22 protein-coding genes are annotated in these 21,032 nt (G+C 32.0%); 16 read left to right on the top strand and 6 right to left on the bottom strand.

What is annotated here, in order from left to right:
* Positions 1-17: 17 nt before the first annotated feature.
* From FBFL15_RS11335 to surE, 5 genes are all read right to left on the bottom strand, one after another.
* On the bottom strand, positions 18-764 hold the full coding sequence (locus FBFL15_RS11335) for an electron transfer flavoprotein subunit beta/FixA family protein (RefSeq protein WP_014084727.1): 747 nt from the start codon (positions 762-764) through the stop codon (positions 18-20).
* 241 nt (positions 765-1,005) lie between these two features.
* On the bottom strand, positions 1,006-1,632 hold the full coding sequence (locus FBFL15_RS11330) for a C40 family peptidase (RefSeq protein WP_014084726.1): 627 nt from the start codon (positions 1,630-1,632) through the stop codon (positions 1,006-1,008).
* 49 nt (positions 1,633-1,681) lie between these two features.
* Positions 1,682-2,794 (bottom strand): lipid-A-disaccharide synthase, encoded by a 1,113-nt coding sequence (gene lpxB / locus FBFL15_RS11325; protein WP_014084725.1) that lies wholly within the window; start codon positions 2,792-2,794, stop codon positions 1,682-1,684.
* A 5-nt stretch (positions 2,795-2,799) separates the two neighbouring features.
* Positions 2,800-3,072, bottom strand: a complete 273-nt coding sequence (locus FBFL15_RS11320) for a hypothetical protein (RefSeq protein ID WP_014084724.1) — start codon at positions 3,070-3,072, stop codon at positions 2,800-2,802.
* A 40-nt stretch (positions 3,073-3,112) separates the two neighbouring features.
* Positions 3,113-3,883, bottom strand: a complete 771-nt coding sequence (gene surE / locus FBFL15_RS11315) for a 5'/3'-nucleotidase SurE (protein WP_014084723.1) — start codon at positions 3,881-3,883, stop codon at positions 3,113-3,115.
* A gap of 220 nt (positions 3,884-4,103) precedes the next feature.
* On the opposite strand from surE, the gene FBFL15_RS11310 reads away from it, so the two are divergent.
* The 12 genes from FBFL15_RS11310 (at position 4,104) to FBFL15_RS16190 (ending at position 15,460) form a co-directional block, all read left to right on the top strand.
* Positions 4,104-6,344 (top strand): carboxy terminal-processing peptidase, encoded by a 2,241-nt coding sequence (locus FBFL15_RS11310; RefSeq protein ID WP_014084722.1) that lies wholly within the window; start codon positions 4,104-4,106, stop codon positions 6,342-6,344.
* A 225-nt stretch (positions 6,345-6,569) separates the two neighbouring features.
* Positions 6,570-7,439, top strand: coding sequence for a heme o synthase (cyoE, locus tag FBFL15_RS11305; protein WP_050881346.1), 870 nt, complete (start codon positions 6,570-6,572; stop codon positions 7,437-7,439).
* Positions 7,440-7,441: 2 nt separating this feature from the next.
* Positions 7,442-8,026: a cytochrome c oxidase subunit 3 gene (locus FBFL15_RS11300; RefSeq protein WP_014084720.1), complete on the top strand. Its 585-nt coding sequence runs from the start codon at positions 7,442-7,444 to the stop codon at positions 8,024-8,026.
* Between the two features lie 42 nt (positions 8,027-8,068).
* Entirely contained in the window at positions 8,069-9,043 is a 975-nt protein-coding gene (locus FBFL15_RS11295; protein ID WP_014084719.1) for a cytochrome c oxidase subunit 3, read from the top strand.
* 18 nt (positions 9,044-9,061) lie between these two features.
* Positions 9,062-9,412 (top strand): cytochrome C oxidase subunit IV family protein, encoded by a 351-nt coding sequence (locus FBFL15_RS11290; protein ID WP_014084718.1) that lies wholly within the window; start codon positions 9,062-9,064, stop codon positions 9,410-9,412.
* A 225-nt stretch (positions 9,413-9,637) separates the two neighbouring features.
* The gene (locus FBFL15_RS11285) at positions 9,638-10,294 is read left to right on the top strand and encodes a hypothetical protein (RefSeq protein ID WP_014084717.1); all 657 of its coding nucleotides are present in this window, start codon (positions 9,638-9,640) and stop codon (positions 10,292-10,294) included.
* On the top strand, positions 10,281-10,964 hold the full coding sequence (locus FBFL15_RS11280) for an SCO family protein (RefSeq protein WP_014084716.1): 684 nt from the start codon (positions 10,281-10,283) through the stop codon (positions 10,962-10,964). Before FBFL15_RS11285 ends, FBFL15_RS11280 begins: the two co-directional genes overlap by 14 nt.
* The gene (locus tag FBFL15_RS11275; RefSeq protein WP_014084715.1) at positions 10,964-11,506 is read left to right on the top strand and encodes a DUF420 domain-containing protein; all 543 of its coding nucleotides are present in this window, start codon (positions 10,964-10,966) and stop codon (positions 11,504-11,506) included. The genes FBFL15_RS11280 and FBFL15_RS11275 overlap by 1 nt, the downstream gene beginning before the upstream one ends.
* Positions 11,496-11,723, top strand: a complete 228-nt coding sequence (locus FBFL15_RS11270; protein ID WP_014084714.1) for a hypothetical protein — start codon at positions 11,496-11,498, stop codon at positions 11,721-11,723. Before FBFL15_RS11275 ends, FBFL15_RS11270 begins: the two co-directional genes overlap by 11 nt.
* A gap of 4 nt (positions 11,724-11,727) precedes the next feature.
* Positions 11,728-12,405 carry a glycerophosphodiester phosphodiesterase gene (locus tag FBFL15_RS11265; RefSeq protein WP_014084713.1) on the top strand — a complete coding sequence of 226 codons (678 nt, stop codon included), beginning with the start codon at positions 11,728-11,730 and terminating at the stop codon, positions 12,403-12,405.
* A gap of 207 nt (positions 12,406-12,612) precedes the next feature.
* Positions 12,613-13,836, top strand: coding sequence for a BaiN/RdsA family NAD(P)/FAD-dependent oxidoreductase (locus FBFL15_RS11260; protein ID WP_014084712.1), 1,224 nt, complete (start codon positions 12,613-12,615; stop codon positions 13,834-13,836).
* An 865-nt stretch (positions 13,837-14,701) separates the two neighbouring features.
* Entirely contained in the window at positions 14,702-15,460 is a 759-nt protein-coding gene (locus FBFL15_RS16190) for a DUF2806 domain-containing protein (protein WP_083839258.1), read from the top strand.
* A 313-nt stretch (positions 15,461-15,773) separates the two neighbouring features.
* Here FBFL15_RS16190 and FBFL15_RS11250 read toward each other — a convergent pair whose 3' ends face one another.
* Positions 15,774-15,959: a hypothetical protein gene (locus FBFL15_RS11250; protein ID WP_044032278.1), complete on the bottom strand. Its 186-nt coding sequence runs from the start codon at positions 15,957-15,959 to the stop codon at positions 15,774-15,776.
* Between the two features lie 1,152 nt (positions 15,960-17,111).
* Between FBFL15_RS11250 and FBFL15_RS11245 the strand changes: the two genes are divergently transcribed.
* From FBFL15_RS11245 to FBFL15_RS11230, 4 genes are all read left to right on the top strand, one after another.
* On the top strand, positions 17,112-17,852 hold the full coding sequence (locus FBFL15_RS11245; RefSeq protein WP_014084710.1) for a hypothetical protein: 741 nt from the start codon (positions 17,112-17,114) through the stop codon (positions 17,850-17,852).
* 33 nt (positions 17,853-17,885) lie between these two features.
* Positions 17,886-18,785, top strand: a complete 900-nt coding sequence (locus tag FBFL15_RS11240; protein ID WP_014084709.1) for a helix-turn-helix domain-containing protein — start codon at positions 17,886-17,888, stop codon at positions 18,783-18,785.
* A gap of 178 nt (positions 18,786-18,963) precedes the next feature.
* A complete protein-coding gene (locus tag FBFL15_RS11235; RefSeq protein WP_014084708.1) occupies positions 18,964-20,061 on the top strand; it encodes a diphosphomevalonate decarboxylase in 1,098 nt (365 codons plus the stop codon).
* A 28-nt stretch (positions 20,062-20,089) separates the two neighbouring features.
* Positions 20,090-21,028, top strand: coding sequence for a mevalonate kinase family protein (locus FBFL15_RS11230; RefSeq protein ID WP_014084707.1), 939 nt, complete (start codon positions 20,090-20,092; stop codon positions 21,026-21,028).
* The last annotated feature ends 4 nt before the right edge of the window (positions 21,029-21,032 follow it).

Genomic DNA, 21,032 nt, shown 5'->3' with positions numbered 1-21,032 from the left:
TGTTTTTGTACTACAAGTTATATCACTTTTGCTTCATTGTGCAATAAGGCAATCAATTGATCTAATTGGTCTGCTGGAATTATTTTAACAGCCGATTTGGCAGCAGGTTTTTCAAATCTTACTGCGTTGGTTGCTTGATCAATTGTTATAGGTTCTACAACGGTTAGTGTTTTTGTTCGGGCATTCATAATACCTCTCATATTTGGTATTTTCAAATCTTTTTCTTCAACTAACCCTTTTTGGCCGCCAATTACTAATGGCAAGTTAGTAGATAAAATTTCTTTACCGCCGTCTATTTCTCTAGCAGCGGTTACAGCAGTTCCTTCCACTTGAAGTGATACACACGAATTGACAAACTGATAGTTTAGTAATCCCGCTACCATTCCAGGTACCATACCGCCATTATAATCTAATGATTCTTTTCCAGCTATGATTAAATCATATTGACCATTTTTTACAACAGCTGCAATTTGTTGTGCTACAAAATAACCATCTGTTGGCAGTGCGTTTACCCTAATGGCTTCGTTGGCTCCAATAGCCAAGGCTTTTCTCAAGGTAGGTTCTGAGTCCGATTCGCCTACATTCAATACCGTAATATGGGCTCCTTGTTGTTCTTGAAACCAAATGGCTCTGGTTAAACCAAATTCATCATTTGGATTCATTACAAATTGCACTCCATTGGTGTCAAATGCAGTATCATTGTCCTTAAAATTGATTTTTGAGGTAGTATCAGGCACATGGCTGATGCAAACTAATATATTCATATTTTTTTATTATTACTTGTTTAGGTTTTACAAAATTACACATTTTTTTTAAAATACTATGCAAGCATAATATTTTTTTTTTAATTTTTTTACAACTTCAATTTAACTATAATTTTGTACATTTATCTGTTGTTTTTCAATTTTTTTATATGTGTTTAATTGTTAATTATTGCATTATTATTTGTTTTAATTACAAATTATTTTTATTGCAAAAGTAGATATGGATAAAAACTAATTATAATTAATCAAAAATACGTTTAATAACTGCAAAATCATTCTTATAATAAGTTTCTTTGGTAGATGATATGATGACACCTTTTTGAATAGAAGAATGTATGAATTTAATTTCGTCTTCTGTTATTTCTGTAATCAAACCCACGTGATTGATTCTTCCACGTCCATTGGTTCTAAAAAAAATCAAATCACCAATTTGTGCATCCTTTGGTGCTATTTTTATACCAATTCTGGATTGTTCATTTGATGTTCTAGGCAAGGTTATACCAAATGATTTAAAGGTAGCATACATCAATCCCGAACAATCAAAACCACTTTTTGTTGTGCCACCAGTTCTGTAGTTGCTTCCTATATTTTGTTTGGCTTGCTCTACAACATCCATAATTATTTTATCGTTATGAACCACCATACCATCAAATGTTGATGATTTTGATTCAGTCGAAAATTCATCTGGATAATAATCATCAGCTAATTGATAGCCAACAGATTTTTTGGTAACTTTGGTGTTATTTGTCATTTCGGTATTTTTGGGCAAAGCTTGTACGCTGTCTTTTTTCTTGTAATAAACTATATTTTTAGTCGTATTACAAGATAAAATGCTTATCGAAAGGAGGGTGAGTGTTATTTTTTTCAAAATGTATTATTTAATTGGCGAATTTAATATTTTAATTTCTCAAATGCAATTATTTCAAAGCGTTAAAAATGAGTTGGGCTGTTTTTTCGCTGGCTCCTGGCCCGCCAAGTTTTGTTTCTAATGCCTCATAATTCTTTAACAATTGGTCTCTTTTATTGGTTTCAAACAGCTGGTCTAGTGCTTTTTTAATATTTTCTGTGGTACAGGCATCTTGTATCAATTCCACAACTATTTCTTGATCCATTATCAAATTGACTAACGAAATGTATTTCAAAGTAATGATCCTTTTGGCAATTTGATACGAAATCCAACTGCCTTTATAACAAACCACTTCGGGTACTTTAAATAATGCCGTTTCAAGTGTGGCCGTTCCAGATGTTACAAGCGCTGCATCGGCATGGGACAGCAAATCGTATGTTTTATTGGAAATAAATTTAATAGTATTATTTTCTAAAAAAGGTTTATAAAATTCATAATCTTGACTTGGTGCTCCTGCTATAACAAATTGATAATCAGGATAATATTTGGCAACAGACAGCATCACTTGCAACATTTTGCTGATTTCTTGTTTTCTGCTTCCAGGCAATAACGCAATGATGGGTTTGTCATCTAAATGGTGTGCTGTTAAAAATGTTGCTCTACTTATTTTTTCAATATTTTGAATCGCATCAATCAATGGATGCCCAACAAATGCAACTGGAAAATGATGTTTTTTTTCATAAAAATCTTTCTCAAATGGCAATATTACATACAATTGGTCAAAATCTCGTTTAATAGCTTTTATCCTACTTTCTTTCCAGGCCCAAATTTGTGGCGAAATATAATAATGTGTTTTAATGTGCTGCGTTTTAGCCCATTGTGCAATTCGCATATTAAAACCCGGATAATCTATAAAAATAATCACATCGGGGTTAAATTCCTTGATGTCTTTTTTACAAAATCTAATGTTGTTTAAAATGGTTTTCAGGTTCATCAACACCTCTACAAAGCCCATAAAGGCTAATGTTTTGTAATGTTTGACTAATGTTCCTCCTGCTTGTTGCATCAAATCTCCACCCCAAAATCTAATGACTGCATGCTTGTCTTTTTGAATCAGGGCTTTCATTAAATTTGACCCATGTAAATCGCCAGAAGCCTCACCTGCTATAATATAATATTTCATTTTTTTTATATAAATAAAGTGATTATTGATAATAATATAGTTGCCAACACAACACCTCTTGCCATTATTTCTTTATCAAATTTTAATAATATTCCAAATACTATCAAATTAAAAACGGCACCTAATGTAATAATTTTGCCCATTGCATGTTGTGATTTCATATACTCTAAACCAGTCCAAAATTCAGTTTGTACAACCAATGTGATAAATAAGTAACTGCCTATACACGAGGCTATGATGCCTAATAAAATACCAATAAAAAATTCTTTACTATTCATAAATGGCTTGTCTTGAATGTGTTATAAATAAAAATAGTAGCTAAAAGTCAAATTCGTTCAAACGTTGAATGGCAAAATGAGCCGTCATATCAAACTGAACAGGAACTATCGATATGTATCCGTGTGCCAATGCCCATTCATCTGTATCTTCGCCCTTGTCGTGGTTTACAAATTGTCCAGATAACCAATAATAATCTTTGCCAAAAGGACTTTTTCGTTTGTCAAATTTTTCTTCCCAAACGGCTTTGGCTTGCCTACAAATTTTAATTCCTTTAATTTCATTTGCTTTTAAATTAGGTAAATTAACATTCAAAACAACTCCTTCAGGTAGCTTATTTTTCAATACTTCCTGAGCTATTTGTTTTACAAAAGGTTGGATTTCCTCAAAATTGGCATCCCAACTGTAATCTAAAAATGAAAATCCAATGGCCGGAATACCCTCAATTCCTGCTTCTACAGCAGCACTCATCGTGCCAGAATAAATAATATTTATTGATGAATTTGATCCATGATTGATACCAGAAACGCACAAATCAGGCTTTTTGGGTAGTATTTCGCTTATAGCTATTTTTACACAATCCACGGGAGTACCAGAACAACTGTATTGTATAATATCGGGTGTACTATGTTCTAATTTGTTCAAATACAGCATGTTATTGATGGTAATAGCATGCCCCATGGCACTTTGTGGCTTGTCTGGTGCCACTACTACAACATCGCCAATTTCAGACATTACGGCTACCAATGTTTGTATCCCTTTGGCCGAAATACCATCGTCGTTGGTTACTAATATTAAAGGTTTATCTTTCATGATTTTTTTCCTTATTTATTTTTTAAGTATAATATTAGGTATTTAGGTTATTAAAATTTATTTTTTTCGTGTCCTAAATTTTAGCAAAATAAAGAAATTTATTCTACTTTTGATTCATAAAATTTATTATTGTTTGAAATCATTTTAAGCTTTAACAAAAAATTATAATATCAACAATAAATGAACAATAAAATTAATGTATTTTTGTATTAAAAAATTAATGAACACAATATTTCAATTTATGAAAAGAAATTATAAAATAGTTGTAATAATTCTAACGCTGTCAGTAGCACTTTGGAGTTATTATCCTAAAAGTTTACTAGCAGTCGATCCTAAAACAGACAAAGACAAATTACTTTTAGAACTGCTCACTTTTGTTATAGAACGTGGCCATTATAGCCCTGCAGCTATCGACGATTCGTTTTCAAAAGGAGTTTACAAAAGTTATTTGAACACCCTAGACCCATCAAAAAGATTTTTTTTACAATCAGATATTGATGAATTTGCAAAATATGAAACCCAATTAGATGATCAAATTAAAAATAAAGATTTATCTTTTTTCAACCTCACTTATGACAGATTGATCAAAAGAATGGCCGAAAGCAGTACATATTATAAAGCTATTTTAGAAAAACCTATCGATTATACGGTAAACGAAACAATTGAAACAGATTATGAAAAAATGGCCTTTGCATCCTCTATAAAAGACCTGAAAGAACGTTGGAGAAAGCAAATAAAACTTTCTACCTTATCCTCGTTATCCGATAGATTGAAAATTCAAGAAAACAAAATCAAAGGCATTAAAGAAGAAAAATCGGAAGATTCATTGGATGTTCCTGTACAACCTAAAACAGTAAAACCCGAAGATGACAAAATAAAAACTTTTGCCGAACTTGAAAAAGAAACTCGTGAAAGTGCCCTAAAATCGATGAACGAATATTTCGATTTGGTAAAAGATATAGACAGAGAAGAGTGGTTTTCGTTTTTTGTAAATTGTATTGCTGAACGATTTGACCCCCACACTACTTATTTTGCACCAGACGACAAAGACCGTTTTGATACCAGCATTAGTGGCAAACTTGAAGGAATTGGAGCAAGACTTCAAAAGAAAAATGACTTTACCGAAATTACCGAAGTCATTTCGGGTGGTCCGGCCTGGAAAGGTAAAGAACTCGAAGCAGGAGATGTAGTCCTAAAAGTGGCTCAAGCCGATGCCCAACCAGTAGAAGTTGTTGGGATGAAATTGGACGACGTTGTCAAAAAAATAAAAGGACCAAAAGGCACAGAAGTTCGATTGACCGTAAAAAAAGTAGATGGCACCATCAAAGTGATTACCATTGTAAGAGATATTGTAGAAATTGAAGAAACCTATGCCAAATCGACCATAGTTGAAAAAAATGGTTTGAAATTTGGAATTATTTACTTGCCAAAATTTTACATTGATTTTGAAAACAGAGACGGCAGAGATGCTGGAAAAGATATGGCTATTGAAGTAAAAAAATTGAAAGCCGCAGGAGTAAATGGAATTGCAGTCGATGTTAGAGACGACGGTGGTGGATCCCTAAAAACGGTGGTGGATATAGCAGGATTATTTATAACTGAAGGACCTATAGTGCAAGTAAAATCAGCTGGCAAAAAGCAAGAAGTATTATATGATAGAGACAATAAAATAGAGTGGGACGGCCCATTGGTAGTTTTGGTAAATGGTTTTTCAGCTTCGGCCTCCGAAATTTTGGCTGCAGCAATCCAAGATTACAAACGTGGTATTATTATTGGTAGCAAACAAACCTATGGCAAAGGAACTGTTCAAAATGTAGTGGATTTGAATAATTTTGTTCGTACAAACAGTTTAGGTGATTTAGGAGCTTTGAAAACAACCACTCAAAAATTTTATAGAATCAATGGAGGTTCTACACAATTGGAAGGAGTAAGTAGCGATGTTGCCATGCCAGACCGATACATGTATTTGAAAATGGGCGAAAGAGATATTGATAATGCTATGCCGTGGGACAAAATTGAACCAGCCAAATTTACAGAATGGGACAAACACACCCAATTTGAAAAAGCACTTGCCAATAGCAAACTTAGAATGCAACAAAACAACCAACTCAAATTAATTGAAGAAAACGCCAAATGGGTTGAACAACGAAGCAATGAATATGTTTATAGTCTAAATATTGATGATTTTAGAAAAAAACAATCGGAGCTTGAAGCCATTTCAAAAAAATACAAAGTATTATCAAAATACAACAATCAAATGCGTTTCAATTCATTGCCAGACGAAGTAGCATTGTTAAAAAACGATGAGGCATTAAGAGAAAAACGTAAAAGATGGCATGAAAACCTTGCAAAAGATGTTTATATAGAAGAAGCAATTAGTGTTTTGAACGATTTACAAACAGAAAATCCCAAAACAGCTCCTTTGAAAAAAATGCCTAATGGCAAATCAATAAAAATGTAATTACTTGATTTTATTTAATATAAAAATGAAACGTTCAAAAGGCCAAGTGTTTTTTGAACGTTTTTTATTGAATAAAAAACAGCTTATTGTCAAAAAACACAAAACATAAAGAATAAAAGCGATAAAAATTTGAAAAATTCACAATCTTATTTGTACCTTTGCACCAAATTTTAAAAAAGAGAAAACACTTAATCATTGGACACTTTACAAACCATATCATTCAAAATGATGCTCAACGATTTGAAAGCCATTACCAAAGCTGGACTGGCCATAAGCGTTTTGTTTTCATCAATTGCAGGATATTTGTTGGGTGTTAGCACAAAATATCCTTTCAGTTGGTCTGTACTATTTTTATTAATGATTGGGGGCTACTGCATGGTAGGTGCTTCAAATGCCTATAATCAAGTTATCGAAAAAGATTTAGATGCCTTGATGGATAGAACCAAAAACAGACCCATACCCGCAGGCAGAATGAGTGTCAATACTGCCTTGATGATTGCTACACTTTTAACTATTATTGGTATAGTTTTACTTTACAACATCAATGCTAAAACAGCAATGTTTGGAGCAATTTCTATATTTTTATATACATGTTTATATACACCCTTAAAAACAATAACACCGTTATCAGTTTTTGTAGGGGCTTTTCCAGGTGCTATCCCTTTTATGCTGGGGTGGGTTGCCGCATCAGGAAGTTTTGGTATAGAGGCAGGAACGTTATTCTTAATACAATTTTTTTGGCAGTTCCCTCATTTTTGGGCCATAGGCTGGTTTTTATATGACGATTATGCAAAAGCAGGTTTTTTTATGCTGCCTTCTGGCAAAAAAGACAAAGCTACTGCTACCCAAACGCTTTTATACACCATTTGGCTCATTATTGCATCGTTGTTGCCCATGAGTGGCTACACCGGAAAATTGTACATCAAACCATTTTCGGCACTATTGGTATTATTATTAGGATTATCAATGCTTTATTTTGCAGTAAGATTATTTCAATTAAAAACCTCTCAAGCTGCCAAAAGATTGATGTTGGCAAGTGTAGGTTACATCACTGTTTTGCAAATCATATATATAATAGATAAATTTTTAAGATAATTATGGAACAAATGACTTTTGAAGAGCATAAAGCTCGTACCGACAGATCTTATAAATTATTGTTGTGGGTTTCTATGGTAAGCATGGTAATGGTTTTTGCTGGACTTACAAGTGCTTATGTTGTTAGTAAATCAAGAGAAGATTGGTTGAAAGATTTTGAATTTCCAACGGCCTTCTTTTGGAGTACATTGGTTATCATTATAAGCAGCTTGACCTTTCATTTGGCTAAAAAAAGCATTCGAAAAAACGATAGAAAAGCCACAACTAATTATTTATTACTCACATTAGTATTAGGTCTAATATTTGTTTATTTGCAATTCATAGGATTTGGGCAAATAATAGCTGCGGGACATTATTTTACAGGACCACAAAGTTCCATTACTACAACGTTTTTGTATATTGTAACCGTAACACACTTGGCACACCTATTTGGAGGGCTAATGGCACTATTAATCATAATTTATAAACATTTTAAACAAAAGTATAATGCTTCGCAAACCCTTGGTATTGAGCTAGGTGCAATGTTTTGGCATTTCTTAGATATCCTTTGGATATATTTATTTTTATTTTTATTTTTAAATAAATAATAAAAAATTGTAAATTTGGGAACTTTTTAACAGATAATCAATATGGAACATACAGTAACAACTGGAATTACAAACGAAAATGCTTGGACAGAAGGAGAACCACTAGGTGCAAGCTATGGTAAAATGATGATGTGGTTTTTTATCGTATCAGATGCTTTAACCTTTTCTGGGTTTTTAGCCGCTTACGGTTTTTCACGATTCAAATTTATTGAAACTTGGCCTCTTGCTGATGAGGTATTCAATCACTTTCCGTTTATGCACGGACAAGATTTGCCCATGCTCTATGTAGCGTTAATGACATTTATTTTGATTTTTTCTTCGGTAACTATGGTATTAGCCGTTGATGCTGGACATCAATTGAAAAAAGGAAAAGTAGCCACCTATATGTTTTTGACAATCATTGGTGGATTAATTTTCTTAGGTTCTCAAGCTTGGGAATGGAAAAATTTTATACACGGTAGTTATGGTGCAGTAGAAACACAAGGTGGAAGTATTTTACAATTTGTAAACAAAGACGGACATCGTGTTGCTTTGGATAAATTTGTAACTCAATTGCCAGAAGATAGAGAACAATTAACCAGAAACAAAGCCAAATGGTTTATGGAAGAGGCTTCATTGTCAGCATTTTCTGTTGCCGAAGTACAAGCCGCTTTCAAATCGCATCCTGAACTATTAGTTCGTACCGAAAAAATTACTTCTGACAAGAAAAAAACCATTTTATCTCGTGCAGAATCTGAAAAAATGTTGGCCAATGCTGTAAATGTAGTAGAAGGTGCCAATTTACAACACAACGAATACGGACAAAGATTGTTTGCTAATTTCTTCTTCTTTATTACAGGATTCCACGGATTCCACGTATTTACAGGAGTTTTAATTAACATCATTATTTTCTTTAATGTATTATTAGGAACTTACGAAAAAAGAAGAAGTTATGAAATGATCGAAAAAGTGGGACTTTATTGGCACTTTGTTGATTTGGTTTGGGTATTTGTTTTCACTTTCTTCTATTTAGTTTAATTATTTAAATTTAATTTTATGTCTCACGCACACGAATCAAACACTAAAAGAATATGGACAGTATTTATTTACTTGTCTGCAATTACAATTTTTGAAGTTGCTCTAGGTCTTGCAAAACCTGATGCACTATATATGAATAATCTTTTTCATGTTAATATTTTAAACTGGATTTTCATCATCCTTACTTTGGTAAAAGCATATTATATCGTATGGGCTTTTATGCACATGGAAGGCGAAAAATCAAGTTTCAGATGGGCAGTAGTGGCACCAGTTGTATTTTTAGTAATTTATATTGTTGCACTTTATTTAATAGAAGCCAATTATATATTTGAAGTATTCAAAAATTCAACAATCAAATGGAATTTCTAATATAAAATAATATATTTTTAAAGGTACGCTATGCGTGCCTTTTTTTTTACCTTTGCATTGAATCGCAATCAATTGTTTATTGTTTTGTACTAAACAATAATTTTATTTGTAAATAAAAAATTATTTAAATAGATAATATTATTTTATTATATAACATTTATCATCAATACTTCAAATAAAATTATCAAGTAGTATTGAAACTAGAAATAAATAAACCAACTCCTAATGAAAAAAAATATCGTTTTATTTGTGCTTTTTGTATTGCCAATTGTGGCTTATTTGTTTTTTGCTTCTGGTATCAATAGCTTTGGCAAACTTCCCATAATTACAAAAAACATTCCCAACATTAATACATGGAAAACCTTAGATGGAAAACCTGCAACATTTGATAATAAAATCACGCTACTTACTTTTTTAGGAAACCAACCGTTGTCCAAACAAGGTCAGTACTTTAATTTAATAGAACAAATTTACCGTAGATACGAAGCATTTCATGATTTTCAATGTGTTATCGTTTGTCCCGATGGAAGCCAAGAGGCAACACAAGAGTTTATAAAAAAAATAGCAAAATTGGGTTCTATTTCGAGCTGGCATTTTATATTTGCACCGTCAAATGAAATAGAGGCATTTTATTCAAAATTGAAATTAAAAAATCAATTAGATAACAATAAATCTTCTGATTTTGTTTTTATAGTAGATAAAAAATTAAATATAAGAGGTAGAAAAGACAAAAAAGATTATAAAGAAGGATATGATACCAAATCACCTTCAGATTTGCATAACAATATGGTGGACGATGTCAAGATCATTTTGGCAGAGTACCGTTTGGCTCTAAAAAAAAATCATAACAAACTAAAAGACATTGAAAATGTTAAAAAATAAATCATTTATAGGCATAGCTTTTATCGTTTTAGTTTTTGGAATTATAGTAGTTCCAAAAATAGTTGAAAGAGTAAAACTTGGTAATGTTGTAAAAGGCAATGATTTGGATTTAATAGAATCCAATAAAAAAAACAGCGATTTGATAGTGTTAGGACCTGCACCTCACTTTGAATTGCTCAATCAAGATAACCAGCCAATTTCAAATCAATATTTTTTAGGAAAGGTATATGTGGTTGAATTTTTCTTTACAACATGCCCTTCTATTTGTCCTAAAATGAATAAAAATATGTTGGATATTGAAAAAAAATTTTTTGGAAATCCTAATTTTGCCATAGCTTCTATTACCATCAATCCAGAAAATGATACCCCAGCAGTATTGAAAACACATGCTCAAAAAATAGGAGTTGTGTCTAAAAATTGGCAATTTTTAACCGGAAAAAAAGAGTATATTTATGGTATTGCTAACAAAGGATTTAATATTTTTGCAGGCGAAAACATCAATGTCAATGGAGGTTTTGAACATTCTGGACTTTTTGCATTAATTGATAAAAAAGGTCAAATAAGATGTAGAAAAGATGGATACGGAAACCCAATTGGCTATTATGATGGGTTGGAAAAAGAAGGAATAAAAGCAATTATGCAAGACATTAATTTATTATTAGAAGAGTAATGGAACAAAAAAATGTAGAACAAAAGTACAACAAATGGGTAATTTTACTTTCGGTTGCCATACCGCTCGTAGTGGCCCTACTTTTTACAGTAAAGTTAAAAGATTTTGGTATCCAAGTTGCACCACTGTCGTTTTTACCACCCATATATGCAACCATCAATGGCATAACTGCTGTGGTATTAATAGCGGCCGTAGGGGCTATTAAAAAAGGTAACGTGGCACAACATCAATTGTTAATGAAAGTGGCCATTGCTTTATCTGTATCCTTTCTTGCAATGTATGTAGCCTATCATTTAACTTCAGATTCAACAAAATTTGGTGGACAAGGTTTCATAAAATATGTTTATTATTTTATTTTAATTACACATATTATATTGTCTAATGCTGTAATACCTTTGGTTTTAATTACTTATGTTAGAGCATTATCAGAAAAATTTGATAAACATAAAAAAATTGCTATAATAACTTTTCCAATTTGGTTATATGTTGCTGTAACAGGTGTTATTGTTTATTTGATGATTGCTCCCTATTATGCCAACTAAGCGTTTTTATACAAAATATATATTGGCCTTTTTTTTGGTATTGATGCCCTATTATGCAGACTCTCAGTGTGCTATGTGTAGAGCGTCTTTGGAAAGTAATGGCAACAATATAAAAGCACAAGCCGTAAACGACGGCATTGTTTATTTGATGGTAATTCCATATCTATTGGCCGCAGGATTGGCATACATTATTTACAAAATGTACCAAAAAAAGTAAATACATGCTAAAATTGGGTCATCGTGGAGCAAAGGGGTATGAACCCGAAAATACACTAGTGTCTTTTCAAAAAGCTTTGCTTTTGGGGGCAAACGGTATAGAATTGGATGTTCAATTGACTAAAGACAATGTTTTGGTAGTCATGCACGACGAAAGTGTGGACCGCACAACAAATGGTACTGGATTGGTTAAAGATTTTTTGTTTAAAGAAATCCAATCGCTTCGCATCAATAACCAGCACCCAATTCCAAGTTTAGAACAAGTACTCACTCATTTTGGAACTACTACTTTGTTGAACATTGAACTAAAAGCAGTCGATGGGGTGGATGTATTGCTATATTTGTTAAATAAAAAAATAAAAAAACAAGTTATTTCATACAAAAATTTACTCCTCTCAAGTTTCAATTGGCAACTATTGCAACAATTGCGTTTTGAAAACCATCAAATACCAATTGGCATTTTAACAGAAACCAATTTAGACCTTGCTTTTCATTTTGCAAAATTTATGAAAGCCGAAAATTTGCATCCCTATTATCATTTATTAAACCAAGAGAATGTTGCTACAATACAACAAAAAAATATTAAAGTTATTACTTGGACAGTAAATCATATAGAAGAGGTCAATCAAATGAAACAGTTTGGTGTTTCTGGTATCATATCCGATTTTCCAGACATTATTTAATACCAAATGTATTTATAAAATGGACCCAAGATGTGTAGTTATTTTTTAGAAAAAATGTTCAAAAAAATCGTTGTATAGCTGGGCTTCGGGACTATTTGTTTTGACTCATTTTAGCTAGAAAGAGTATGAAGATTGGGCTATTTTATATTTATATTGAATAATATAAAACTTACAATAAATATTAAAATTTTATACGTCAAATAAAAGATGAATCAACAATATGATGTAATAATCGTTGGGGGAGGAGCTTCTGGTTTTTTTACCGCTATCAATATTGCCGAACAACAACCACATATAAAAATAGCCATTTTAGAAAGAGGTAAAGAGGTATTATCAAAAGTACGCATATCTGGCGGAGGCCGATGCAATGTAACCCACGCTTGTTTTGAACCCAACGAGTTGGTCAAATTTTATCCACGGGGCGAAAAAGAATTAAAAGGACCCTTTCATCAATTTTGTTCAGGAGATACAGTAGAATGGTTTGAAAATCATGGAGTTACCCTTAAAACAGAACCCGACGGCAGAATGTTTCCAGAATCAAATAGTGCACAAACCATTATCGATTGTTTTTTAAAACAAGCACAGCAATATGCCATAACAGTTTTAACAAACCATAGTGTTCAGCATATTTTTAAGAGTCGAGAAGGTTGGAAAATCGAAACCCATCAAGCCCAATTTTGGTCGCCCATTTTGGTTTTATGCACAGGAAGCAATCCAAAAATTTGGGAAATGCTTCAAAACCAAGGCCATGCCATCATACCACCCGTGCCATCGTTATTTACATTCAACACCCGAGATGTACGCATACAAACACTACCAGGCGTAGCAACCAAAGCAACAATACAAATCAAAGGTACAAAATTTCATGTTGCAGGCGATTTGTTAGTTACCCACTGGGGTTTGAGTGGCCCAGCAATATTAAAACTTTCGGCCATAGCAGCACGTTATTTAGCAGAAATAAATTACAAATTTGAAATCATAATCAATTGGCTATTCGATACCGATACTACAACAGCCTTTGAAATTTTATTAGAAACCAAAAAAAATCATGCCAAAAAAGCCATTTCAAAAAAATGCCCTTTTCAAATTCCCAATCGACTTTGGGAACAAAAAGTTATAGCAGCAGCCATACCAACAGACCTAAAATGGGCCGATTGTACCAAAACACAATTGCAGCAACTACTAGCACAATTACTACAAAGCACCTTTCAAATCAATGGAAAAAGCACCTTTAAAGAAGAATTTGTAACCGCTGGAGGCATAGATTTGAAAGAAATTAATTTCAAAACAATGGAAAGTAAGCTACACCCCAACTTATATTTTGCGGGTGAAATTTTAAATATAGATGCCGTAACAGGAGGATTCAATTTCCAAAATGCCTGGACAACAGGACATGTAGTTGCACGTGCTATTGTAAAAGAATACATATAATTTTTTTATCTGATATATAATCCTATTTTATAAGAAAAACTCGTAATATAATATTTTTTTGCGTTCCCCAAGGGTCGGGCTATTCGTTCCAAACAACGTTCATTGAACTCCAAAAGAAATATAATATTGTGAAATAATCTTTTTTGTTTTTAAAGAAAAAACAAAAAAGGATTTCCACTACTATCCCTAACGCAAAAAGACATTAGGAAGTTGAAGAAACAACATGGACTATTTTGGTATGACTTACAATTAGCCCTATTACTATTTTAAGTTTTTTTGCAGTACTTATATAAAACATAAAAAAATGTAAAAATAGTTTTCAGAAATAAAAAAATAGTTTTATGTTTGTAGTGGATAAACGAGTGATAAAAGCAAAATTAAATTTTACATTTAAAATAAATTAAAGTTAGCAAACCATTTTTAACAAACCCTATTCAAGCAGCTTTTTTTTCAAAAACAAGATGACCTACAAAAAATGTAGCAATCTTTCATCCATAGCCCAAGGGCGACTTTCAGTTAGACTCCCAAAAGAGTAACCCTGAACATACAGCAACAAACTGCTGGCACTTTTTTGAAAATAAATAAGTTGTAATGATACGTTTGTTTTACGATAATATTTATTCATGTGGCTTTTTTATAAAAAAGTTGCAAAGTATTTTTTTTGTTTGTACTTTTGTGAAGTGGATATAGAATGTTAAAAACGCAATAACTTTCGTATATCTACTAGTTAGCGGTAATTTAAATAACAGACATGGATATATCAAACTTAGGAAATGCGATTGACAAACTTTCATCAGTAGTAAGAGACACTGTTGGAATAGTTATTGACCCTGTTAGAAAACTTGTTTGATCTGAAACTGACCTAATAATTGAAAAAAGAAAAGCTATTAAGCAGTTAGAAATTGATAAAATTAACATTTTCAATAGAACAACTATCAGAATTTATGAAACGGAAATTCAACGACAACTAAATCTGGAAAGCATTGTTCAGAACACAATAAACCAATTAGATGAAAAATCTAAACCAGAAAATATAAGTAAAGACTGGTTAAATTATTTCATCTCGACATCACAAGATGTATCTGAAGATGAGCTTAAAAAACTATGGGCAAAAATTCTTGCTGAAGAATGTCTAGCAAAAAATAGCTTTTCCAAAATGACTTTGGACAAACTAAAAGTCATGACTGCTGATGACTGCAAATTATTTGAAAATTTATGCTTAAGAGTAATAAACACAAAGAATAATTCAATAATAATTAAGATTAGTGAAAATACAAGCTTTAAGGACTCCTACAATTTTGACTTTAGTTCTTTTATTCATTTGTGTGACCTCGGACTCTTAAATAATTCTGAAATCGCAAACATTTGCATACCTGTTAAATCTGACTTAGAAATAGTCTTACCTGATGGAACCATCAACTTTATTGAAAACCGCAGTTCTACAGATTATCAACTCAAGTTTTACTTATTGACATCGGCTGGAAAAGAATTGAAAAGGATACTGAAAATTGGAAGGGATGAAATTTATTTCTCCAATTTGACAACAAGTCTTAGGAAAAAAAATATGGAAATAGTAAGCATGATAAGGCCAAATAATATGTTTTTACATGACAATGTTGACTAAACTACCGCTAACATCATATTTGCAAAAGCGGGGGTTTGGTGCTTCTATGACAGTTTAGTGCAAGGTTCAAATTCAGTTTTTCAAATGAACATTTGTGCTAAAAATCCCCGCCTTCGCAAATATGAGAAACGTTGTAGGTAATTGTAAAAAGCAAAGCGTTAAAAAACAACTAGAGAATGGTAGATGTAGAAAAAAAACTAAAAATGAAAAACTAATCAAGGAATTAACCGAAAAACTAAAAGGTTTAACATACTCAAACGCAATACAGACTTGAATATGTTAAACGCAATTTAGAAAGAGTGTTGGTTTTAAGTTAGCCAACAAGATTTATAATATCTGCCTTACTTTGATTAACCCAAAGTTCAGTTTTATCAGTAAAATAAATAATACAACCATCTATTCCACTTTTAAATTGGAAAGACTCTAAAGTTTTAATTTTATCGGTTGCTATTGTTTTGATTTTGTTTGAGCCGTTTTCTGTGACATTTATAAATTTCATATTATTATGTGTTATTAAAGGTTAAATTAAATTCTTTGAAATTTTTGAGAAAAAGTATTGTACAATAAATTAATTTATTTAATTTTGTGCTAATTATGAGAAGTCGCCGTCGTCGAAAACAAATGACCTCTCATGTTAAACATTCAGAATTTGTCCTTACGACAAGTTAAACTTTAGCAGTCACACCCGCATTTGTTTAACCTAATTAGTCTATAGATAAAATCCAAGACATCTTTTACCCTTCTACATAGAGCGTAGAAAGAGATACATAAAATAGTTAGAATCACTTTTGTTTATGTTTAGGTATTATAGTCCACCTCAACTAGGTCATTTATGTTTAGTTTCAATAGTTGTTAACGTTAGAATGGACAGAAACTCACGTCTGCCTCGGCAAAAAGAATTGCTTCGCAAAAAGCAATAAAAATTTTAGCTACTAGGTATAGCTAATAAAAAGTCAATAAAAAACACGACATCAAAAGAGTCGTGCGACGCTAAAAATTACTAAGTCAATTACTTTTTCTCAATTATTTAATTTTTAAGCGCAAATATACTATTTAGTTATAAGTAAACCTAAACATTTAACATAAAATATTTGCTTATTAAATTTGAATTAGTTTGTTAAAAACAACTACCTACAACAGCTAGAGTTTCCTTGCATCTTAAAACCAAGCAATGAATTTTAATCAATGAATACTTAAAAAAAACAAAATATATAAGTTAAAATATAGTTAAAACAAATTAAATCCAACTAATACCTATAAAAAATAAAAACCATGAGTTAAACCGATTACATGCACCCCCCTTATGGGTTTATCGAAAAATTGTTTTTGTTAGGATTGTAAGAGAATTTAGTTCCACTTTTTTATAATCTTTTTTTTTTATTATTTTTTTTGAAAAACATTTAACGGCATTTTTTTATAGAAATACAAATTCTAAATTAGTTGATTTGAAATAATTTGTTTGTTAATATTGAAATATTTATTTATATATACAAATAAAAATTAAGAACATATTTCGTTTTAGTGTTTGCAATTTACATCTTAAGACTTCCAAATGGTTTGATTTTTGCCATATTAAATTTGAAATATATCATTGAAACAATTATAAATGGTACAATTTTGCACAAGTCATCTTTTTAAAATTATTTGATTTATGCAACATGGTATTTTTTCCAAATGGGTTTTGTTTATTTTACTTTTTACTAACAGTATTTTTTCTCAAGAAGCTGCTACAACTACTTCGTTTTCTGGAGCCATTACTGCTACAAACAATGGCATTTCGCTTTTGCCTACTTTTTCTTTAGGAAAACCAGCCGCAATTTTTGATTTTTCTATACATGCTTCCCGTTGGAGCTTCGACCCTCAATTGCGTTTTTCATTAGAGGCACAACCTTGGTCGTTTATTTTTTGGGGAAGGTATAAAATAGTAACTCATTCACGGTTTAAATTAAGCTTGGGAGCACATCCAGCCATCGCTTTCAAAGAAGAAACTGTATTGGATCAGCATGGTGTTGTTAAAAATAGCCTCATTACAAACAGATACACTGCCACTGAAATTGTTCCTACTTTGACGCTTACTAAAAATGCAAGTATTGGTTTGTATTACTTATATTCGCACGGATGGGATTTTGGTACAACAAATAACACCCATTTTATTACACTGAATAGTACGTTTTCTAATATCAAAGTGGTACCCGAAATTTTTTTGAAATGGCAACCTCAAATCTATTATTTGAAAATGGATAATAAATCGGGCTATTATTGTTCCACAACAGTAAGTTTGTATAATAAGAAAACACCTTTTGTTTTGTCTTCAATTGTAAATCAATCGATTCAAACTGCTATTCCTGGCAAAGCTTTTATATGGAATTTGTCTCTAACCTATAATTATTGATGCAATATAATCTATTTTTTTTTATTTTTGACTATGGAAAAACCAGAAACATTAGCTGATTTTTATAAAAATAAATTCAATTGGATGCCCGAAAATCTCAAAAACGAATTAGGGCATTTCAATGTGTTTACATTAGCCCCTTTTGTGGGCGACAAAGCACAGCCGATTCCTTATAAACGTAGGGATTTTTTTAAAATTAGTTTGGCCAAAGGGAACAGCAATGTCTATTTTGCAGATCAGGTGGTCGAAGTAAAAAAGCAGGCACTTTGTTTCTCAAATCCGCAAATTCCTTACAAATGGGATCATTTAGAAGAATATAGAGCGGGTTATTTTTGCATTTTCAATACCCATTTTTTTCATCAATTTGGCAATCTTAACCAATATACGGTCTTTCAACCCAATGGCACACCTATTTTTGAACTGACCGATGAACAGTTGGCCAAAGTAGAACCCATTTTCGTTAAAATGCTAGACGAAATCAATGCAGATTATGTTTTTAAATACGATTTGTTAAGAAATTTGGTTTATGAGTTGTTGCATTTTGCAATGAAATTAGAACCAAAAGCCAGAATAAACGTACATTCTATTAATGCCTCCGAACGCATAGCAACTTTATTTTTAGAATTGTTGGAACGCCAATTTCCCATAGACGATGCACACCAAAGCATGCAAATTGGCACAGCATCTGAATTTGCAAACCAGCTCAATGTACACGTAAACCATTTGAACCGAGCCATAAAAGCAGTAACCCATAAAACCACTTCGCAACTTATTGCCGAAAGGAAAGTGCAGGAGGCCAAAATATTATTAAAACACAGTTTGTGGAACATTTCCGAAGTAGGATATAGTTTAGGTTTTCAGGAAGGGACCCATTTTAATAGTTTTTTTAAAAAACATGTTGGTATATCGCCTTCTCAATTTAGAACACAATAAATTAATGTAAATTAAATTATGGCATGAAACCATGATAAAACGACCCATAGCCCTATTTTTTTTGCCAATTAAATAAAACAGTTTTGTTATTTTTTTAAGTTAAGAAAAATTTACTATTTGTTGTTTATTCAATCTCCAAATTGACTACCTTTGCATGATAAATTTGTAATTAATCCGCATGATTATCCAATCAGAAAATCAGTTTGTAGCAACAACATTTTTAGAAAACATTCAAGAAGGAACCCTTCAATGGAGTGCCCCAAGTAATATTGCATTGGTTAAATATTGGGGCAAGCAAGAGGTAAGCACCCCTCAAATTCCTGCAAATCCTTCTATAAGTTTTACACTAAATCATTGTAAAACCATAACCCAATTACATTTTCAAAAAAAAGCCCATACCCATGATTTTTCTTTTGAATTGCTTTTTGAAGGCCAACCCAAGGAAGCATTTAAACCCAAAATTTTACAGTTTTTTGAACGAATAGTCAAATATTGTCCTTATTTGAAGGCATATCATTTTCAAATAGATACACAAAATACTTTTCCACACAGTTCGGGTATAGCGTCTTCAGCTTCAGGAATGGCAGCTTTGGCAATGAATATAATGAGTTTGGAAAAATTATTAAACCCGCAAATAACAGACGAATATTTTTACAAAAAAGCCTCGTTTTTGGCTCGATTGGGTTCTGGTAGTGCGTGCAGAAGCATCAAAGGACAATTGGTCATTTGGGGTCAGCATCCTCATTTTGATAGTTCGGATGTGTTTGGAATACCATTTCCAAATCAAATACACGAAGTGTTTACAGATTTTCAAGATACAATTTTATTAGTAGATAAAGGCGAAAAACAAGTATCGAGCACACTTGGTCACAATTTGATGCACGGCCATCCATTTGCAGCACAACGATTTGAACAAGCAAAACTACAACTACATCAATTATCATTAGCCATTTCAAAAGGAGATTTAGAAACTTTTATTGGCATTGTAGAAAGCGAAGCACTAACCTTACATGCTATGATGATGACTTCGATGCCTTATTTTATCTTAATGAAACCCCCTACATTAGCCATAATTAATGCGATTTGGCAATTTAGAAAAACGACCCAAATTCCAGTCTGTTTTACGTTAGATGCGGGGGCAAATGTGCATGTTTTGTATCCAAAAAAATATTTGAAAGCAGTTGAAACATTTATTCAACAAGAATTAGTTGTTTATTGTCAAAAAGGGCAGTATATTTGCGACGAAGTAGGCCATGGAGCTACACAAATGATTTAATGAACCCCAAATTAATCAACAAAATAAGATGAAAGGACCACTTTTTTATTCAAAAATATTACTTTTCGGAGAGTATGGCATCATTCAAGACTCTAAAGGACTGTCAATACCGTATAATTTTTATAACGGAGCATTAAAAGTTGATGAAAATCCTAGTGCCGAAGCTGTAAAATCCAACGAAAGTTTGAAACGATATGTAAGTTATTTGCAAAATTTACAAATTGAACAGCCAAATTTGGTTCGATTTCATTTGGAATTGTTGCAAGAAGATGTTCAAAGGGGCATGTATTTTGACTCTAGTATTCCTCAAGGATATGGAGTAGGGAGTAGTGGTGCCTTGGTAGCCGCTATTTATGATAAATATGCTTATGATAAAATTACCGTGTTAGAAAACTTAACACGTGAAAAATTACTTACTTTAAAACATATTTTTGGTCAAATGGAATCTTTTTTTCATGGAAAAAGTTCTGGCCTCGACCCATTAAACAGCTATTTGAGTATTCCTATTTTGATACATTCTAAAGACAATATTCAAACGGCAGGTATTCCTACCCAATCCATAAACGGAAAAGGGGCTGTATTTTTGATAGATTCTGGCATTGTTGGCGAAACAGCTCCAATGGTAAATATTTTTATGGAAAACCTTAAAGATCAAGGTTTTAGAGTGATGTTGAAAAACCAGTTTGTAAAATATACCGATGCTTGTGTAGAAAATTTTTTGGGAGGCGATATGAAATCCCTATTTTCTAATACTAAAAAATTATCAAAAGTAGTTTTAAACCATTTCAAACCAATGATTCCTGAAGCCTTTCACGGTGTTTGGCAAAACGGCATAGATACCAACGATTATTATTTGAAACTTTGCGGTTCTGGAGGCGGAGGCTACATTTTAGGCTTTACCGAAGATTTGGAAAAAGCACAAACAGCACTAAAAGATTATAAACTTGAAGTGGTGTACCAATTTTAATTAC

The sequence above is a fragment of the Flavobacterium branchiophilum FL-15 genome (assembly GCF_000253275.1).
GTDB classification, from domain to species: Bacteria; Bacteroidota; Bacteroidia; order Flavobacteriales; family Flavobacteriaceae; genus Flavobacterium; species Flavobacterium branchiophilum.
This window is presented reverse-complemented; position numbering and strand designations above follow the sequence as displayed.

Bases quoted from the DNA above. Each gene is read 5' to 3' on its own strand.
- FBFL15_RS11335 (WP_014084727.1), bottom strand. From the start codon at position 764: ATGAATATATTAGTTTGCATCAGCCATGTGCCTGATACTACCTCAAAA.
- lpxB (WP_014084725.1), bottom strand. From the start codon at position 2,794: ATGAAATATTATATTATAGCAGGTGAGGCTTCTGGCGATTTACATGGG.
- FBFL15_RS11320 (WP_014084724.1), bottom strand. From the start codon at position 3,072: ATGAATAGTAAAGAATTTTTTATTGGTATTTTATTAGGCATCATAGCC.
- surE (WP_014084723.1), bottom strand. From the start codon at position 3,883: ATGAAAGATAAACCTTTAATATTAGTAACCAACGACGATGGTATTTCG.
- FBFL15_RS11310 (WP_014084722.1), top strand. From the start codon at position 4,104: ATGAACACAATATTTCAATTTATGAAAAGAAATTATAAAATAGTTGTA.
- cyoE (WP_050881346.1), top strand. From the start codon at position 6,570: ATGATGCTCAACGATTTGAAAGCCATTACCAAAGCTGGACTGGCCATA.
- FBFL15_RS11300 (WP_014084720.1), top strand. From the start codon at position 7,442: ATGGAACAAATGACTTTTGAAGAGCATAAAGCTCGTACCGACAGATCT.
- FBFL15_RS11295 (WP_014084719.1), top strand. From the start codon at position 8,069: ATGGAACATACAGTAACAACTGGAATTACAAACGAAAATGCTTGGACA.
- FBFL15_RS11290 (WP_014084718.1), top strand. From the start codon at position 9,062: ATGTCTCACGCACACGAATCAAACACTAAAAGAATATGGACAGTATTT.
- FBFL15_RS11285 (WP_014084717.1), top strand. From the start codon at position 9,638: ATGAAAAAAAATATCGTTTTATTTGTGCTTTTTGTATTGCCAATTGTG.
- FBFL15_RS11280 (WP_014084716.1), top strand. From the start codon at position 10,281: ATGTTAAAAAATAAATCATTTATAGGCATAGCTTTTATCGTTTTAGTT.
- FBFL15_RS11275 (WP_014084715.1), top strand. From the start codon at position 10,964: ATGGAACAAAAAAATGTAGAACAAAAGTACAACAAATGGGTAATTTTA.
- FBFL15_RS11270 (WP_014084714.1), top strand. From the start codon at position 11,496: ATGCCAACTAAGCGTTTTTATACAAAATATATATTGGCCTTTTTTTTG.
- FBFL15_RS11265 (WP_014084713.1), top strand. From the start codon at position 11,728: ATGCTAAAATTGGGTCATCGTGGAGCAAAGGGGTATGAACCCGAAAAT.
- FBFL15_RS11260 (WP_014084712.1), top strand. From the start codon at position 12,613: ATGAATCAACAATATGATGTAATAATCGTTGGGGGAGGAGCTTCTGGT.
- FBFL15_RS11250 (WP_044032278.1), bottom strand. From the start codon at position 15,959: ATGAAATTTATAAATGTCACAGAAAACGGCTCAAACAAAATCAAAACA.
- FBFL15_RS11245 (WP_014084710.1), top strand. From the start codon at position 17,112: ATGCAACATGGTATTTTTTCCAAATGGGTTTTGTTTATTTTACTTTTT.
- FBFL15_RS11240 (WP_014084709.1), top strand. From the start codon at position 17,886: ATGGAAAAACCAGAAACATTAGCTGATTTTTATAAAAATAAATTCAAT.
- FBFL15_RS11235 (WP_014084708.1), top strand. From the start codon at position 18,964: ATGATTATCCAATCAGAAAATCAGTTTGTAGCAACAACATTTTTAGAA.
- FBFL15_RS11230 (WP_014084707.1), top strand. From the start codon at position 20,090: ATGAAAGGACCACTTTTTTATTCAAAAATATTACTTTTCGGAGAGTAT.